This window comes from Curtobacterium sp. NPDC090217 (genome assembly GCF_044746705.1).
In the GTDB taxonomy this organism is placed as follows: domain Bacteria; phylum Actinomycetota; class Actinomycetes; order Actinomycetales; family Microbacteriaceae; genus Curtobacterium.
This window is the reverse complement of record NZ_JBIVCR010000004.1, coordinates 431322-448594: the sequence shown is the minus strand read 5'-3', so window position 1 is coordinate 448594 and position 17273 is coordinate 431322. Positions and strand designations below refer to the sequence as shown.

Sequence of the window (17273 nt, the reverse complement as noted above, 5' to 3'; positions counted from 1 at the left end):
ATCAGGCCTCCGCGTACCCGGTCGTGATGATGGAGATGATCTCCTCGCGGTCTTCGAGCGGCAGGAACGAACCGAGCGCCGCGTTGATCTGGAACGCGGCCAGGTCGTCGAGGTCGTAGCCGAAGGTGCCGGCCAGGAGCGCGAGCTCCTTGCTGAGCGAGGTGTTGCTCATCAGGCGGTTGTCGGTGTTCACCGTGACCCGGAAGCCGAGCTGGTACAGCACGTCGAACGGGTGGTCGGCGAGGTCGTCGCCCCACGCCGCGATCGCCCCGGTCTGCAGGTTCGACTGCGGCGAGAGCTCGAGCGGGATCTCCCGGTCGCGGACCCACGAAGCGACCTCGCCGAGGGAGGCGAGCGTCGAACCGTCACCGGCGTCCGAGAGCTGGATGTCCTCGAACAGGCGGACGCCGTGCCCGAGCCGCAGGGCCCGGCCGTCGACGAGCGCCGAACGGATCGAGGCGATGCCGTCCGCCTCTCCGGCGTGCACCGTGACCGGGAAGAGCTCGGAAGCGAGGTGGTCGAACGCCGCGCGGTGGTTCGACGCGGGGAACCCGGCTTCGGCCCCGGCGATGTCGAACCCGACGACGCCGTGGTCACGGTGGCGGACGGCGAGCTCGGCGATCTCGAGCGCACGGTCCGCGTGGCGCATGGCCGTCACGAGCTGCCCGACGCGGATCGCGCCGTCCGCTGCGACGACCGCTTCCTCGACGCCCGCCTGCACGGCTTCCACCGTCTGGTCGAGCGTCAGGCCGCCCTGCAGGTGCTGCTCGGGCGCCCAACGGATCTCGCCGTAGACGACGCCGTCGGCGACGAGGTCCTCCACGAACTCGCGGGCGACGCGGGTCAGGCCGTGCGCGGTCTGCATCACGCTGGTGGTGACGTCGAAGGTCTTGAGGTACTCGACGAGCGAACCGGAGTTCGACTGGTCGGCGAACCACTGGCCGAGCTCGGCCGGGTCGGTGGTCGGCAGGTCGATGCCGCCGTCCGAGGCGAGCTCGACGATCGTCTCGGGGCGGAGTCCGCCGTCGAGGTGGTCGTGCAGCGAGACCTTCGGCAGGTCGTTGATCACGGCACCCGCGTCGGGCAGTCGGTACGTGGGGGCGTCGTGGGCGCTCATGACGACCAGGCTATCGGTGGTCGCGTCCGCCTCGCCCGTGACGTCCCACAGGTTTGTGGAGAACTGACTGGAGGCTCGCTACATGTGAGCGGACCGGCTCACGTCAGGCGCTCACGGACGATCGGTCCACGCTCGGGAGCGGACGTCCCGATCGACCAGGCCCCCTCGAGCACCTCGAGCGCGCGCGGGATCCGGGACTCCTCGTCCGTGTGCAGGGTCCAGAGCGGCTGCCCCTCGACGACCGCGTCGCCGGGCTTCACGTGCAGCTCGATGCCGGCACCCGCCTGGACCGGGTCCTGCGCACGGGCTCGACCAGCACCGAGACGCCACGCCGACACACCGAACGGCAGGGCCTCCTGCGTGGCGAGCACGCCGGAGGACGGCGCGGTGACCACGTGCTGCTCGCGGGCCACCGGGAGCGCGGCGGACGGGTCGCCGCCCTGCGCCGAGATCATCCGCCGCCAGGTGTCCATCGCGCGGCCGTCGGCGAGCGCCGCAGCCGGGTCCGCGTCCGGCAGACCAGCGAGCCGGAGCATCTCGGAAGCCAGCGAGAGCGTCAGCGACACGACGTCCGACGGTCCACCGCCCTCCAGCACCTCGATCGACTCGCGCACCTCGAGCGCGTTGCCGATCGTCAGGCCGAGCGGGACCTCCATGTCGGTCAGGAGCGCCGAGGTGGCGACCCCTGCGTCCTTCCCGAGGTCGACCATCGTCTGCGCGAGTTCCCTGGACGCCTCGTACGTCGGCATGAACGCCCCGGATCCGAACTTCACGTCCAGCACGAGCGTACCGGTGCCCTCGGCGATCTTCTTCGACATGATGCTCGACGCGATGAGCGGGATGCACTCGACGGTGCCGGTGATGTCCCGGAGCGCGTAGAGCTTCTTGTCGGCGGGAGCGAGGCCCGACCCGGCCGCGCAGATGACCGCTCCGACGTCGGAGAGGATCGACATCATGCGGTCGTTCGACAGCGACGCCTGCCACCCCGGGATCGACTCGAGCTTGTCGAGCGTGCCCCCGGTGTGCCCGAGCCCACGGCCGGACAGCTGCGGCACCGCCACCCCGAACGACGCCACGAGCGGTGCGAGCGGCAGCGTGATCTTGTCGCCGACACCACCGGTGGAGTGCTTGTCCACGGTCGTCTTGCCGAGCGAGGAGAACGACATCCGCTCCCCCGACGCGATCATCGCGAGCGTCAGGTCCTTGATCTCCCGACGCTCCATGCCGTTCAGGAAGATCGCCATCGCGAGGGCCGCCATCTGCGGGTCCTCGACGTAGCCGCGCGTGTAGGCGTCGACGAGCCAGTCGATCTCCGGGGTGCTCAATGCGGAACCCGAACGCTTCGTGCGGATGAGGTCGACGGTGTCGAAGGGCTCGACGGCCATGTCAGTGCTCCTGTTGGTACGTGACGAGGGTGCGCGGCCCGAAGGCGTCCGGGAGCACCTCGTCGATGGTGCGGATCCCGGAGACGGTCTCGAGCAGCATGCCCTCGGCCGAGTGCTCGAACAGCAGCTGCCGGCACCGACCGCACGGCATGAGCGTCGCGCCGTCGCCGTCCACGCAGGTGAACGCGACGAGCTTGCCGCCGCCGGTCATGTGCAGCTGCGAGACGAGCGAGCACTCCGCACAGAGGGTCACCCCGTACGAGGCGTTCTCGACGTTGCAGCCGGACACGATCCTGCCGTCGTCGGTGAGCGCAGCGGCGCCCACCGGGAACGACGAGTACGGCGCGTAGGCGTGCCGCATCGCGGCCGTGGCCGCGTCACGCAGTGACGCCCAGTCCAGATCGGACGGGAGGCTCCTGGCCGCGTCCGCAGCGGCGGTGTCGGTGACCGCCCGGTCACCGGATGCGTTCGTGTCGGTCATGTGCCGAGCCTCCCGGCTAGCTCTTGATGTACGGCTTGCCGGACGCGGCGGGACCGCGCGACTGCCCGACCAGGCCGGCCACCGCGAAGATCGTCACCACGTAGGGCAGCATGAGCAGGAACTCGCTCGGGACGGGCGAGTTGATCGACCCGAGGACGTTCTGCAGGTTCGACGCGAAGCCGAACAGCAGCGCCGCGAGCGTCGCGCGGATCGGGTCCCAGCGGCCGAAGATGACCGCGGCGAGGGCGATGTAGCCGGCCCCTGCGGTCATGTCCTTGGCGAAGGGCCCGACGGAGCCGAGCGTGAAGTACGCGCCACCGAGCCCCGCGATCGCACCGGCGAGCGAGACGTTCCAGAACCGCGTGCTGAGCACGTTGATGCCGACGGTGTCCGCTGCCTGCGGGTGCTCGCCGACCGCGCGGAGCCGGAGGCCCCATCGCGTCTTGAACAGGGCGAAGGTCACGACCGCGACCGCGATGTAGGCGAGGTAGACGATGACGTTCTGCTCGAAGAACACCGGGCCGATGACCGGGATCTGGTGCAGGACCGGGATCGGCAGGACCGGGAACCGGATGCCGACGTTGAGCGTCTGCTCGGCCGGGGAGAGCACCTGCGAGTAGAGGAAGCCGGTCAGTCCGGAGATGAACGCGTTGATGACGACACCGACGATGACCTGGTCGACGAGGTACTTGATGCTGAACGTCGCGAGGACGAACGACACCAGGACCCCGGCGACGAGCGCACCGACGAGACCGACCCATGCGGAGCCGGTGAGCGAGCCGATCATCGCGGAGACGAACGCCCCGGCGAGGAACTGGCCCTCGATCGCGATGTTCACGACGCCCACGCGCTCGGAGATCACACCGCCGAGGGCACCGAAGACCAGCGGGACGCTCAGGCCGAGCGCCCCGACGAGCAGCCCGGGCAGCGGGATCGTCGCACCGGCCGCCGCCCAGGTGAGGAACCCGACGACGAACAGGATGGCGAAGACGGAGGTGACCCAGAGCGGGACCCTCCGGTACCCGTTCGCCTGGACGAACGCGTACACGGTCGCCAGGGCGAGCAGGACGGTGACGGTGATGCCGGTCCCCGTGGCGGGGAGCTGCACGTCCGGCAGCTGGACGAAGTCGCCCGCGTTCGCGAGGCGGAACGTCGCAGAACCGTCACGGCCGAGCAGGACGAAGAACACCAACGCGACGACCGTGAAGACGGCGAATGCGATCGGGGCCTTCCAGCTGCGGGTGGACTCGACGGCGCGGTCGGCCAGCGTCTCCGCTCCGGAGGGCATGGAGGGGCTGATGGTGCTCACGCGGCGACTGCCTTCCGCTGGGACTTCTTGGAGACCTTGCGGCGGGCGCCCGGCTGCGGGATCCGGAAGATCGCGCGGACGAGCGGCGGTGCCGCGATGAACAGGACGATGAGGGCCTGGATGACGCCGACGATGTCGATCGGGATGCCGTTGGCGGCCTGCATCGCGTAGCCACCGTTCTTCAGCACGCCGAACAGGATCGCCGCCCAGAAGGTGCCCCACGGCTTCGAGCGGCCGAGGAGCGCCACGGTGATGGCGTCGAAGCCGATGCCCGCGTCGATGTTCGACGTGAAGCCACTCGTCACGGCGCCCTGCACCTGGTACGCCCCGGCGATGCCGACGAGGGCACCGGAGATGACGAGCACCCAGATGGTCAGCGACGGGACGCTCATGCCGGCGACGCGTGCCGCACGCGGGTTCTCACCGATCGTGCGGAACCGGAAGCCGAGCGACGACTTGTTGACGAGCCACCACACGACCACGACGGCGATGATCGCGACGACGAACCCGAGGTCGACGCCGTAGCGCGGACCGAACAGCGCCGGCAGCACCGCGGAGTCCTTCATGGCGGGCGAGATCGGGTTCGGGCTCCCCGGTGCCTGCAGCAGCCCCGGCGTGCGGAGCAGGTAGCTGACCAGGTACAGCGCGACGTAGTTCAGCATGATCGTCAGGACGACCTCGTTCGCACCGGTCCGCGCCTTCAGCACACCGACGATGCCGCCCCACACCGCGCCGCCGACGATGCCGGCGACGATGGTCAGGGGGATGTGGATGATCGCGGGCATGTCGAACGCGAAGCCGACCCACCCGGCGGCCGCAGCCCCCATCAGGATCTGCCCCTGGCCACCGATGTTGAAGAGGCCGGCGCGGAACGACAGCGCGATGCCGAGACCCGCGGCGATGAGCGGGACGGCGTAGTCGATCGACCGGGTGATCGGGACGATCGCCTGCGCGAACGAGCTCGCGCCGAAGTTGATGACCGACCCCTGGAACAGCGAGGCGTACGAGCCGCCGACGGCGGTCCAGATCGCACGGAAGGTGTCGGCCGGACGGGCGAAGAAGTACCCGGCGGCCTGCTGCACGGCGGGGTCCGTCACCGCGATGAGGATGCCGCACGCCACGAGCGCGAGCACGATCGCGAGGACCGTGACGAGGACGGAGCCGTTCAGGATGCTCTGCAGCGCGGTGTTCCAGCGGTCGCCGCCCGAGTCGCCGGCGCGGCGCTCGGTGTCGGCGGCCGAGTCCGTCATCAGGTGCGGCGTGCCCTCGACGTCCTGGATGCGGTCGTCGGTGGGCAGCTCGTCCCCGGCCTGCGCCGGCTGCGTGTTCTCTGGCGTGTTGCTCACGCTGCCAGCTCCGTTCCTTCGGGAAGCTCCCCGGCCATCATGAGGCCGAGGACGTCACGCGGGGTGTCCGCGGGGACGATGCCGATGATCGCGCCGCGGTACATGACGGCGATGCGGTCGGCGAGCGCCACGACCTCGTCGAGCTCCGTGGAGACGACGATGACCGGGACACCGGTGTCGCGGGTGGCGACGATGCGCTTGTGCACGAACTCGATCGACCCGACGTCGATGCCGCGCGTGGGCTGGGCGGCGACGAAGAGGCGCAGTTCGCGGCTCAGCTCGCGTGCCAGCACGATCTTCTGCTGGTTGCCGCCGGACAGCCGACCGGCTGCGGTGGTGCGCGAGGACGTGCGGATGTCGAACTCGGCGATCTTCTCGTCGGCGAACGCGTCGCGCTCGGCCGACCGGATGGTGCCGGCGCGGACGAACTCGGCGTGGTCGGCACGGTCGAGCATCAGGTTCTCGGCGATCGTGAACTCGCCGACGAGCCCGTCCTCCTTCCGGTCCTCGGGGACGAACCCGACCCCGGCGTCGAGGATCTGCTTGACGCTGCGGCCGCTGATCTCGCGGCCGTCGAGGGTGATCCGGCCGGAACGCATGTGCTCGAGGCCGATGATCGCCTCGGTGAGCTCGGTCTGGCCGTTGCCCTGCACGCCGGCGATCGCGAGGACCTCACCACGTCGCACGGTGAACGAGACGTCGTCGACGAGCACGATGCCGGACGGGTCGGTGACGGTGACGTGCTCGACGACGAGGGCGTCCTCGCCGCCGGTCGCGGGCTCCTTCTCGACGACGAGCGACACTGCTCGGCCGACCATGAGCGCTGCGAGCTCGTTGTTCGTCGCGGTGGGCGATGCCTCGCCCACGACCTTCCCGAGCCGGATCACCGTGATGCGGTCCGCCACCTCGCGGACCTCACGGAGCTTGTGGGTGATGAAGACGATCGCGGTGCCGGCTTCACGGAGCTGGCGCATGATGCCCATCAGCTCGTCGGTCTCCTGCGGGGTGAGGACGGCCGTCGGCTCGTCGAACACCAGCACGGACGCGTCGCGGGAGAGCGCCTTGATGATCTCGACGCGCTGCTGCACGCCGACGGGCAGGTCCTCGACCTTCGCGTCCGGGTCGACGTCGAAACCGAACCGCTCGGAGATCTCGCGGACGCGCTTCCGGGCGCCGGCGAGGTCGAGGCGGCCGCCGAAGGACGTCTCCTCCTGTCCGAGCATGACGTTCTCGGCCACGGTGAAGACCGGGACGAGCATGAAGTGCTGGTGGACCATGCCGATGCCGGCACGCATGGCGTCGCCGGGGCCGTCGAAGTCCTGGACGACGTCGTCCAGGAGGATCTCGCCCTCTTCGGCCTGGTACATGCCGTAGAGCACGTTCATCAGGGTGGACTTGCCAGCACCGTTCTCGCCGAGGAGGCAGTGCACCTCGCCCGGTTCGACGGTGAGGGAGATGTGGTCGTTCGCGACCAAGGGGCCGAACCGCTTGGTGATGCCGCGGAGCTCGAGCTTCATGTCGGGGTTTACGTTTCTGTCGCTGCGGAGCGCACGGGAATGCGGGCGGAGGACTGCTCCCCCGCCCGCATCACATCGTGCTACTTGACGGTCGCCTTCGTCTCGACCTTGATCGAGCCGTCGATGATGCCGGACTTGATGGTGTCCAGCTCCTTCTGCAGACCCGAGTCGACCTTCGACTCGTAGTCGTGGAACGGCGCGATGCCGACGCCGTCGTTCTTCAGCGTGCCGACGTACGGGGTCTTCGAGAAGTCGCCCTTGGCGGCCTGCTCGACGACGTCCTTGGTCGCCGGGCGCATGCCCTTCTCGACCGAGGTCAGCGCGATGTCCTTGTAGCGGGGGTCCGCCTCGTAGAGGTCGCTGTCCGCACCGATGAGCACGGAACCATTGTTCGCGTCCTTGATCGCCTCTGCCGCCGACTGGTAGATCGGGCCGCCGACGGGCAGGATCACGTCGGCGTTCTGGTCGAGCAGCGTCTGCGCGACCGACTTGGCCTGCGTGCCGGCCTCGAAGCCACCGGTGAAGGAGCCCTTCTGGCTGTCGACGTCCCAGCCGACGACCTTGACGTCCTTCTTCTTCTGCTCGTTGTAGTACTTCACGCCGTCCGCGAAGCCGTCCATGAAGATCGTGACGGTCGGGATCTGCATGCCGCCGAAGGTGCCGACGACGCCGCTCTTGGAGTACGACGCGGCCGCGTAGCCGGCGAGGAACGCCGCCTGGGAGGTGTCGAACGTGATCGGCTTGACGTTCTTGGCGTCGATCGAGTTGTCGTCGATGATCGCGAAGTCCGTGTCGGGGTTCGCCGCCGCCTGCTTCTTCGTGGCGTCGGCGAGGTTGAAGCCGACCGTCACGATGAGCTTGCAGTTCTGGTTGATGAGCTGCTCGATGTTGGAGTCGTAGACCGTGGAGTCCTTCGACTCGGCCTTGTTGTACTTCGCACCGAGTTCCTTCGCGGCGTCCTGCAGGCCCTCGTAGCCGAGCTGGTTGAAGGACTTGTCGTCGAAGCCGCCGGAGTCCGAGACCATGCACGGGCGGAAGTCGGTGGACTTCGCCGACGAGGAGTCGGACGGAGCGGCGGAGCAGCCGGCCAGGACGGCGACGGTGCCGAGGAGCGCGAGGCCGCTGAGTGCGATCTGACGGGTACGAGATGACACGGGATGTTCCTCCGGGAGCAAGGGCCCGGGTCACTGCGCACCGGGCGATCGTGGCGACAGTACACGACCGCCCGGCCGGTACAGAGCCCCTTCCGGCCGCCCGGATGATCGGTTACGGGATCGCGACCGCGCCGTAACAGGCCCGTAACGCGGCGCAACGCCGGCGCCCCCAGTTCGGGGGATTTCGTGGTGGAGCGCTACAGGACGTCGTCCCGGCCGCTGAACTTCAGTGCATCCACCACACCCTTGACCCGCTGGGCGTTCGCGCTCGTCGTGACGAGGAGCGCATCGGGGGTGTCCACGACGACGATGTCCTCGACGCCGATGAGCGAGATCAGCCGCTGGCTGTGCGCGACGACGATCCCGCTCGACGAGTCGGCCAGGATGCGGGCGTTGTCGCCGAGCACCGCGAGGTTGTTCGTCCGTCCACCGGACTGCAGTTTCGCGAGGGACGCGAAGTCGCCGACGTCGTCCCAGTCGAAGTCGCCGGGGACCACGGCGAGCCGACCGGCGGCGGCGGCCGGCTCGGCGACGGAGTAGTCGATCGCGATCTTCTTCAGGCCCGGCCAGATCGCGTCGACGACGGCGCCTCGGGACGAGGTGTCCCACGCGGCGGCGAGTTCCTCGATGCCGGCGAGCAGGTCGGGCTCGTTCCGACCGATCTCGGCAAGGAGCACGTCGGCGCGGGCGATGAACATGCCGGCGTTCCAGAGGTAGCTGCCGTCGGCGAGGTACCCCGTCGCGGTGTCGAGGTCGGGCTTCTCGACGAAGTCCAGCACGGCGTGCGCACGCGGTGCGGTGTCGATGCCGAGCGAGTCGCCCGCGTGGATGTACCCGAACCCGATCGCCGGCTCGGACGGCGTGATGCCGATGGTCGTCACGTAGCCGGCGCGGGCCGCGAGCACCGCTTCGCGCACCGACCGACGGAACCCGCGGGCGTCGCCGATGACGTGGTCGGCGGCGAACGACCCGATGACCACGTCGGGCTCGCGCCGGCGGAGGATCGCTGCGGCCAGACCGATGGCGGCCGTCGAGTCCTTCGGCTCGCTCTCGAGCACGACGTTGTGGTCGTGGATGCCCGGCAGCTGCGACTCGACCGCGACCCGGTGGGCACGTCCGGTCACGACCATGATCCGCTGGTCCCCGGACAGCGGCGCGAGGCGGTCCCACGTCTGCCGGAGGAGCGAGGTGCCCGAGCCGGTCAGGTCGTGGAGGAACTTCGGGGCGTCGGCGCGCGACAGCGGCCAGAGGCGCGAACCGATCCCACCGGCGGGGATGATCGCGTAGAAGTCGTCGAGAGGGTCAGCCACCCGCTCACCGTACCGTCCGGTCGCCGCCGTTCCTGGGTACCGACCGCTCGGATGTGCGGGAAGCCGCACGACCTGTTCACCCCGGCCGAACGCGCCGTTCACCGTGCGGCCCCCGTCCGCGTCACGTGCGCCGCGGAGCATGGCGAGTGCCATGAACGCACGCAGCGTGGAGCGCGGCCAGGTCCAGCGGACCGTCGCCGTCGTGACCGAGAGCTTCCTGCCCACCCTCAACGGCGTGACCACCAGCGTCCTGGCGGTCCTCGACCACCTGGAGCGCCGTGGCCACCGCGCGGTCGTCATCGCGCCGGACGCCCCTGGTCTCGCGGCCTGGCGATCCCGCACCGAGCTCGAGCGGTACCGCGGGTTCGACGTGCACCGTGTACCGGCGGTCGCCTACCGCCAGTTCCCGGTCGCCCTCCCCCACCCGGTCCTCGACACGATCCTCGCCGCCTCCGGCGCCGACGTACTGCACGCAGCCAGTCCGCTCCTGCTGGGTGGGCGCGCGATCACGGCGGCCGGGAGGCTCGGCATCCCGTCCGTCGCCGTGTTCCAGACCGACGTGGCCGGGTTCGCCCGCCGCAACGGCCTGGCAGCGGCCGCCCCGTTGGCGAGACGGGTGCTCGCCAGGATCCACCAGGGCGCGTCGCTGACGCTCGCGCCGTCGTCCGCGACCGCGGCCATGCTGGCCGCGGACGGCGTCCCGCGCGTCACGCGATGGGGTCGCGGCGTGGACACCGACCTGTTCCACCCGTCGCGACGGCAGTCCGCGCACGTCCGCGCGTTCCGGAGGCGACTCGCTCCGCGTGGCGAGACCGTCGTGGGGTACGTGGGTCGGCTCGCACCGGAGAAGGAGGTCGACCGGCTCGCCGAGCTCGGCGGGATCCCGGGCATCAGGATCGTGGTCGCGGGAGGGGGGCCCTCCAGGCAGGTACTGGAGCGACGGCTCCGCCACCTCGACGTGACCTTCACCGGTCCGCTGCGCGGCGAGGCCCTCGCCGACGCGTACGCGGCACTCGACGTGTTCGTGCACACCGGACCGGCGGAGACCTTCGGGCAGACGCTGCAGGAGGCGCACGCCACCGGCCTGCCGGTCGTGGCACCGGCAGCGGGCGGCCCGCTCGACCTCGTCGCGCCGGGGCTCGACGGCGAGCTCTACGACCCGGACGTGCCGCAGGCGCTCCGGCAGGCGGTCGTCGGGTTGCACCTCGACCGGGACCGCGCCGCGCGCATGGGGTCGGCCGGGCGGCTGCGGGTGGAGGGCACCACGTGGGAGGCGGTCGGCGACCAGCTGCTGGCGCACCACGACACGGCGAGGAACATCGGCGCGCCGCCCGCCGCCGCACGGGGTGTGCGTGCCGAGTGGAACGAGAAGGTCAGCTCCCGGTCATAGGATGGTCGTGTTCCACACGAACACGACGGCAACGGTGCGCCGATCGGCGCCCCGGTCTCAACGGAGGGCGAGCTCATGGCCGAGCAGACCGCAGGGAGTACGGCGACAGCCGTGCCACAGGTGACCATCGAGGCGCCCCGCGCGTCCCGGACCCCCAAGGGGACGCTGTACCGCGGCAGCACCGGTATGTGGTCGTGGGTCCTGCACCGCATCACCGGCGTCGCGATCTACTTCTTCCTGCTCGTGCACATCCTCGACACCGCGCTCGTGCGCCTGTCGCCAGAGGCCTACAACGCGGTCATCGGCACGTACAAGACCCCGATCATGAACCTCGGTGAGATCGCCCTCGTGATGGCGATCGTCTTCCACGCGTTCAACGGGCTGCGGATCATCCTGGTCGACTTCTGGTCCAAGGGGCCGAAGTACCAGCGGGCCATGTTCTGGATCGTCATCGTCCTGTGGGCGATCGCGATCGCGGGCTTCCTGCCGCGCCAGCTCATGAACCTCGTCGCCGACTTCCACTGACCAGGGGGCACCACATGACCACCGACACCATCGCACCCCCTCGCAGCTCCGAGGCCGCCCGCCGCTCCACCAACTGGGAGAAGTGGGGCTGGATCTACATGCGCGGATCCGGCGTCCTGCTCGTCGTCCTGATCTTCGGCCACCTGTTCGTGAACATGGTCGCGGGCGAAGGGGTCAAGCAGATCGACTTCGCCTTCGTCGCCGGCAAGTGGGCCAGCCCGTTCTGGCAGGTGTGGGACACCCTCATGCTCTGGCTCGCGCTGATCCACGGCTCGAACGGCATGCGCACGATCGTCAACGACTACGTGTCGAAGCCCGGCATCCGCAAGACGCTGCTCGTCGCCATCCTGGTCGCGTGCGTCCTGCTGATCGTCCTCGGCACGCTGGTCTGCTGGACCTTCGACCCGTGCCCCGCCGGCGCTGCCGCCGCCGACCTGCCGTCGTTCTGCCCGGCGCAGTAGCGCGACCCACCGCTTCTTCCTCTGCACCCCTGACTCGAGAGATCCACGTGACCGACATCACCGTCCATCACCACCAGTTCGACATCGTCATCATCGGCGCGGGCGGCGCGGGCATGCGTGCCGCGATCGAAGCCGGCCCGAAGGCGAACACCGCGGTCATCTCGAAGCTGTACCCGACCCGCTCGCACACCGGTGCGGCGCAGGGCGGCATGGCGGCCGCGCTCGCGAACGTCGAAGAGGACTCGTGGGAGTGGCACACGTTCGACACGATCAAGGGCGGTGACTACCTGGTCGACCAGGACGCCGCCGAGATCCTGGCGAAGGAAGCCATCGACGCGGTCATCGACCTCGAGAACATGGGCCTGCCGTTCAACCGCACCCCCGAGGGCAAGATCGACCAGCGTCGCTTCGGCGGCCACACCCGCGACCACGGCAAGTCCCCCGTCCGACGGGCCTGCTACGCCGCCGACCGCACCGGCCACATGATCCTGCAGACGCTGTTCCAGAACTGCGTGAAGCTCGGCGTGAACTTCTTCAACGAGTTCTACGCACTCGACCTCATCATGGTGGACGTCGTCGGCGAGGACGGCGTCACCCGCAAGCAGCCCGCCGGCGTCGTGGCGTTCGAGCTCGCGACCGGCGAGCTGCACGTCTTCCACGCCAAGGCGATGATCTTCGCCACCGGCGGCTTCGGCAAGATGTACAAGACGACGTCCAACGCGCACACCCTCACCGGTGACGGCGTCGGCATCGTGTGGCGGACGGGCCTGCCGCTCGAGGACATGGAGTTCTTCCAGTTCCACCCGACGGGTCTCGCCGGGCTCGGCATCCTGCTGACCGAGGGCGCCCGCGGCGAGGGCGCGATCCTCCGCAACGCCTCCGGTGAGCGCTTCATGGAGCGCTACGCCCCCACCATCAAGGACCTCGCCCCACGCGACATCGTGGCCAGGTGCATGGTGCAGGAAGTGGCGGAGGGCCGGGGCGCCGGCCCGAACAAGGACTACGTGCTGCTCGACTGCACGCACCTCGGTGCCGAGGTCCTCGAGACCAAGCTCCCGGACATCACCGAGTTCGCCCGCACCTACCTCGGCGTCGACCCCGTGACCGAGCCGGTGCCCGTGATGCCGACCGCGCACTACGCGATGGGCGGCATCCCGACGAACACCAACGCAGAGGTCCTGTCCGACAACGACCACGTCGTGCCGGGCATGTACGCCGCCGGCGAGTGCGCGTGCGTCTCCGTGCACGGGTCGAACCGTCTCGGCACCAACTCGCTCCTCGACATCAACGTGTTCGGCAAGCGCTCCGGTAACAACGCCGCCGAGTGGGTCAAGACGGCGGAGTTCCTGCCCCTGCCCGAGGACCCGGCCGCGAACGTCCGCGGCATGCTCGAACAGCTCCGCGCCTCCACCGGCACCGAACGCGTCGCCGCGCTCCGCAAGGAGCTGCAGGAGGAGATGGACAAGAACGCGCAGGTGTTCCGCACCGACGAGTCGCTCGCACGCGTCACCGAGACCATCCACACGCTGCGCAACCGGTACATGAACGTCGCCGTGCAGGACAAGGGCAAGCGGTTCAACACGGACCTGCTCGAGGCCGTCGAACTCGGGTTCCTGCTCGACCTCGCCGAGGTCGTCGTCTACTCGGCACGCAACCGCAAGGAGTCCCGCGGCGGCCACATGCGCGACGACTACCCGAAGCGCGACGACGAGAACTACATGCAGCACACCATGGCGTACCTGACGGGCGACCCGCACTCGTCACTCGCCGACGACCACATCACGCTCGACTGGAAGCCCGTCGTCGTGACGCGGTACGAGCCGATGGAGAGGAAGTACTGATGACCGACACCCTGGTCTCCGACGCCCCCCGCACCGACGCGGCGACAGCACCTCCCGGGTCGTTCCCCGTCACGATCATCGTCCGGCGCTTCGACCCGGACGTCGACGACGAGCCGCGGTGGCAGGACTTCGACGTCATGATGCTGCCGACCGACCGCATCCTCGACGCGCTGCACCAGATCAAGTGGGAGCAGGACGGGTCGCTGACCTTCCGCCGCTCCTGCGCGCACGGCGTGTGCGGCTCCGACGCGATGCGCATCAACGGGCGCAATCGTCTGGCGTGCAAGACCCTCATCAAGGACCTCGACGTGTCGAAGCCGATCTACGTCGAGGCGATCAAGGGCCTGCCGCTCGAGAAGGACCTCGTCGTCGACATGGAGCCGTTCTTCAAGTCCTTCCGAGAGGTCCAGCCGTTCCTGCAGGCGAACTCCACGCCGGAGAAGGGCAAGGAGCGCGTGCAGTCCGTCGCCGACCGCGCCCGCTTCGACGACACCACGAAGTGCATCCTCTGCGCAGCGTGCACGTCGTCCTGCCCGGTGTTCTGGACCGACGGCCAGTACTTCGGCCCGGCCGCGATCGTCAACGCGCACCGCTTCATCTTCGACTCGCGCGACGACGCGGCCGACGTGCGCCTCGACATCCTCAACGACAAGGAAGGCGTCTGGCGCTGCCGCACGACCTTCAACTGCACCGACGCCTGCCCCCGCGGCATCCAGGTCACCAAGGCGATCTCGGAGGTCAAGCAGGCGGTCATGCGTGGTCGAGCATAGGTCCGTCGCGGCACCAGGATCGGCAGAGGTCAGACCACTAGGCTCCCGCTCATGACGTTCGCGGACACCCGCCCCATCCTCGACCAGCTCGGCTACACGATCCGCTACGTGCAGCTCCCCGGAGAGACACTGCACGAGCCTCCCGTCGAGGGTGCGCTGCGCCTCGTGCCGGCCGACGGCGCGGACACCTTCGCGCTCGAGGTCGTCGACTACGGCACCGCGCGACGTCTGGCGACGGCTCGCGGTGAGTCGGACGCGGTCGAGATGCTCCGCCGGTTCCTGAACCGTCCGTTCCCCGCGCCGCGCGACATCCAGCGGCACGAGCTCGACGGCCTCCGCGACCGCGCAGCGTCGACGTACCCGCAGCTCGCGCAGCAGGTGTCGCAGGCGGGCCCGGACGGCCTCACCATCCAGATCCCGGCGGGTGTCCCGGTCGACCGCATCGGCGGTCCGGACGGGTACCTGCTGCACCCGCTCGACACCCCGATGCCGTCGCGGTCGCTCCCCCCGCACGTCGCGGCGGCACCCGAGGTGCACCGCTACGTCGTCGACCGTCCGTTCCTGGTGTCCGTCCGGTTCGTGCAGCCCTGGTTCGAGCAGCCGGGTGGCGCGCTCCGCTTCCAGATCGCCGACCCGACCACGACCGTCCGCGACCTCGTCGTCGACGGGTCCCTGGTCCGCGTCCGCGCGGTCTGACGCCTCCCCACGACGAAGCAGGGCCCCGGCACACGCCGGGGCCCTGCTTCGTGGTCTGACCGGTCAGCCGCGACCGGGCTGGTCGAACCGCTGCCCCTCGGGCTTCGACGGCAGGATCGCCAGGATGATGAGGATGATCCCGCCGACGAACGGGATGAACCCGAGGAACCAGAACGGCCCGGCGAGGTTCGCGTCGTGCAGTCGGCGCCAGAACAGGGCGATCGACGGGACGAGGATGGCGAGGCCCCAGATCGTCGCGATGATCCCGACGATGACGTAGAGCGCCGAGGGGCTCTGCATCGTCGACACGGTGCTGTACCCGTTCGACGCGGTGGTCATCTGCGACGTCGCGGCGCCCACTCCGAGCAGGATGCCGAGCACGATGCTGATGATGCCGTTCGCGAGGTACCACCACCAGAACTCGCTGCGGCTCGCACGACCGTCGAACCGGGCGTACTTCTTGAAGAACCGGCGGACGGCTCCCCCGAAGGAGATCCCGTACCACGGTGCCCACAGTGGCGGCTCGCCATCAGGCCCCGTCGGCGCGGGCGCACCGTACTGCGGCGTGTGTCCGGCGGGCTGCTGCCCGTACGGATTGTCGGACGGGTACTGATCGGTCATGGTGGACCCCCTGGGTGTCGGCTGATACTCCTGTCAGAGTCAATCAGAACGGCACCCGTCCGTCCGAAGAAGTCTCGACTACCGCTGGTCGGGCCGGTCGTACTGCGCACCGGCCGGGTTCGGCTCGAGGCAGCCGAACACGATCCCGGCGAATCCGGCGGCGAACGAGATGAGCCAGAACGGGCCGGCGAGGTTCGCGTCGTGGACCCGGCGCCACCCGAGGGCGAGGCTCGGCACGATCGTCCCGAGTCCCCAGATCCCCCAGAGGAAGAGGAGTCCGAACGCCCAGAACGGCGGCGCCCCGGTCGTGTGGCTGTACCCGTACTGGTCCGTCGTGCTGTTCGCGACGCTCCACGTGATGAGCGCAGCGATGAACCCGCCGTAGAGCACGACCGTCACGATCGCGTTGGCGAGGAGCCACCACCAGAACTCGCTCCGGCTGGCGCGGCCGTCGAACCGCGCGTACTTCGTGAAGAAGCGCTTGATCGCGCCGAGGAACCCGATGCCGTAGTGCGGCGCCCAGAGCGGGGGCGTGCCTCCGGGGCCGGTGGGGATCGGTGGGAACGTCGGGTACGGCTGCGCGTACTGGGGCTGCCCGTACGGCTGCTGCCATTGCTGCCCCTGCTGGCCGACGTACCGCGACTGGTTGCCGTACTGCGGCGGGTTGCCGTACTGCGGCTGGTTGCCGTACGGGGGCTGACCGCCGTACTGCGGCCGGCCCTGCTGCCCGCCGTGCCCCGGCTGCTGGCCGGACGGCCCCTGCTGCCCCTGCGTCGGATCGGTGTTGCTCACGCTGTCCCCTGTCGTGCGTCGATCGGTGTCCGGCCCCGAGCGGGCCGGATCAGCCGCGGTCCGGTCGGTCGTACTGCTGTCCCTGCGGGTTCGTCCCCAGGCACCCGACGATCAGGGAGAACAGGACACCGATCGGCGGGATGATGAACAGCAGCGCGAACAGGCCGCTGAGGTTCACGTCGTGCAGGCGACGGACGGTCAGCGCGATGAACCCGAGCGCGCATGCCAGTGCCCACAGGCTGCTCAGCCCGTCGTCCGCGTTGTCGATGAACGGCAGCGCGTTGAAGACGCCGCCCACGATGCCGGTCGCGACGTTGCCGAGGACGTACCAGAGCGCCCAGAACCAGAACTCGCTGCGGCTGGCGCGTCCGTCGAAGCGGACGTACTTCTTCCAGAACCGCAGGAAGGCCTGCGGGAACGGGATCCCGTACCAGGGCGCCCAGAGCGGCGGCTGGCCCGAGCTCGGCTGCTGACCGGAGGGGTTCTGCCCGTACGGGTTGTGGTTCGGCCGGCCGTACGGCGGATACTGATCGCTCACGCCGTGATCTTGGCACATCC

General features: G+C 69.5%; 17 protein-coding genes. 6 read left to right on the top strand and 11 right to left on the bottom strand.

Annotated features, from left to right (window positions below):
- Nucleotide 1 precedes the first annotated feature (1 nt).
- From ACIPJ2_RS16420 to ACIPJ2_RS16385, 8 genes are all read right to left on the bottom strand, one after another.
- Nucleotides 2-1117, bottom strand: a complete 1116-nt coding sequence (locus ACIPJ2_RS16420; protein WP_402729700.1) for an adenosine deaminase — start codon at nt 1115-1117, stop codon at nt 2-4.
- 98 nt (nt 1118-1215) lie between these two features.
- Entirely contained in the window at nt 1216-2502 is a 1287-nt protein-coding gene (locus tag ACIPJ2_RS16415; RefSeq protein ID WP_402729699.1) for a thymidine phosphorylase, read from the bottom strand.
- A gap of 1 nt (nt 2503) precedes the next feature.
- Nucleotides 2504-2983 carry a cytidine deaminase gene (locus ACIPJ2_RS16410; RefSeq protein ID WP_402729698.1) on the bottom strand — a complete coding sequence of 160 codons (480 nt, stop codon included), beginning with the start codon at nt 2981-2983 and terminating at the stop codon, nt 2504-2506.
- A gap of 16 nt (nt 2984-2999) precedes the next feature.
- Nucleotides 3000-4292: an ABC transporter permease gene (locus tag ACIPJ2_RS16405; RefSeq protein WP_402729697.1), complete on the bottom strand. Its 1293-nt coding sequence runs from the start codon at nt 4290-4292 to the stop codon at nt 3000-3002.
- Nucleotides 4289-5638 carry an ABC transporter permease gene (locus ACIPJ2_RS16400; RefSeq protein ID WP_402729696.1) on the bottom strand — a complete coding sequence of 450 codons (1350 nt, stop codon included), beginning with the start codon at nt 5636-5638 and terminating at the stop codon, nt 4289-4291. The genes ACIPJ2_RS16405 and ACIPJ2_RS16400 overlap by 4 nt, the downstream gene beginning before the upstream one ends.
- Complete coding sequence (locus tag ACIPJ2_RS16395) at nt 5635-7155, bottom strand: ABC transporter ATP-binding protein (protein ID WP_402729695.1); 1521 nt, start codon at nt 7153-7155, stop codon at nt 5635-5637. The genes ACIPJ2_RS16400 and ACIPJ2_RS16395 overlap by 4 nt, the downstream gene beginning before the upstream one ends.
- An 80-nt stretch (nt 7156-7235) precedes the next feature.
- Nucleotides 7236-8309 carry a BMP family protein gene (locus ACIPJ2_RS16390; RefSeq protein ID WP_402729694.1) on the bottom strand — a complete coding sequence of 358 codons (1074 nt, stop codon included), beginning with the start codon at nt 8307-8309 and terminating at the stop codon, nt 7236-7238.
- Nucleotides 8310-8506: 197 nt separating this feature from the next.
- Nucleotides 8507-9619: a mannose-1-phosphate guanylyltransferase gene (locus tag ACIPJ2_RS16385; protein ID WP_402729693.1), complete on the bottom strand. Its 1113-nt coding sequence runs from the start codon at nt 9617-9619 to the stop codon at nt 8507-8509.
- A gap of 151 nt (nt 9620-9770) precedes the next feature.
- Between ACIPJ2_RS16385 and ACIPJ2_RS16380 the strand changes: the two genes are divergently transcribed.
- The 6 genes from ACIPJ2_RS16380 (at nt 9771) to ACIPJ2_RS16355 (ending at nt 15302) form a co-directional block, all read left to right on the top strand.
- Entirely contained in the window at nt 9771-11009 is a 1239-nt protein-coding gene (locus ACIPJ2_RS16380) for a glycosyltransferase family 4 protein (protein ID WP_402729692.1), read from the top strand.
- 75 nt (nt 11010-11084) lie between these two features.
- Nucleotides 11085-11534 carry a succinate dehydrogenase, cytochrome b556 subunit gene (gene sdhC / locus ACIPJ2_RS16375; RefSeq protein ID WP_281265038.1) on the top strand — a complete coding sequence of 150 codons (450 nt, stop codon included), beginning with the start codon at nt 11085-11087 and terminating at the stop codon, nt 11532-11534.
- Nucleotides 11535-11548: 14 nt separating this feature from the next.
- Nucleotides 11549-11995: a succinate dehydrogenase, hydrophobic membrane anchor protein gene (sdhD, locus tag ACIPJ2_RS16370; RefSeq protein WP_281265039.1), complete on the top strand. Its 447-nt coding sequence runs from the start codon at nt 11549-11551 to the stop codon at nt 11993-11995.
- A gap of 47 nt (nt 11996-12042) precedes the next feature.
- Nucleotides 12043-13836: a succinate dehydrogenase flavoprotein subunit gene (gene sdhA / locus ACIPJ2_RS16365; RefSeq protein ID WP_281265040.1), complete on the top strand. Its 1794-nt coding sequence runs from the start codon at nt 12043-12045 to the stop codon at nt 13834-13836.
- Nucleotides 13836-14606 (top strand): succinate dehydrogenase iron-sulfur subunit, encoded by a 771-nt coding sequence (locus tag ACIPJ2_RS16360; RefSeq protein WP_402729691.1) that lies wholly within the window; start codon nt 13836-13838, stop codon nt 14604-14606. The genes sdhA and ACIPJ2_RS16360 overlap by 1 nt, the downstream gene beginning before the upstream one ends.
- A 51-nt stretch (nt 14607-14657) precedes the next feature.
- Nucleotides 14658-15302: a TNT domain-containing protein gene (locus ACIPJ2_RS16355; protein ID WP_402729690.1), complete on the top strand. Its 645-nt coding sequence runs from the start codon at nt 14658-14660 to the stop codon at nt 15300-15302.
- A gap of 63 nt (nt 15303-15365) precedes the next feature.
- Here ACIPJ2_RS16355 and ACIPJ2_RS16350 read toward each other — a convergent pair whose 3' ends face one another.
- The 3 genes from ACIPJ2_RS16350 to ACIPJ2_RS16340 form a co-directional block, all read right to left on the bottom strand.
- Nucleotides 15366-15923, bottom strand: coding sequence for a DUF805 domain-containing protein (locus ACIPJ2_RS16350; protein WP_402729689.1), 558 nt, complete (start codon nt 15921-15923; stop codon nt 15366-15368).
- 78 nt (nt 15924-16001) lie between these two features.
- Nucleotides 16002-16715, bottom strand: coding sequence for a DUF805 domain-containing protein (locus ACIPJ2_RS16345; RefSeq protein ID WP_402729688.1), 714 nt, complete (start codon nt 16713-16715; stop codon nt 16002-16004).
- A gap of 49 nt (nt 16716-16764) precedes the next feature.
- Nucleotides 16765-17253, bottom strand: a complete 489-nt coding sequence (locus tag ACIPJ2_RS16340) for a DUF805 domain-containing protein (protein ID WP_402729687.1) — start codon at nt 17251-17253, stop codon at nt 16765-16767.
- Between the last annotated feature and the right edge of the window lie 20 nt (nt 17254-17273).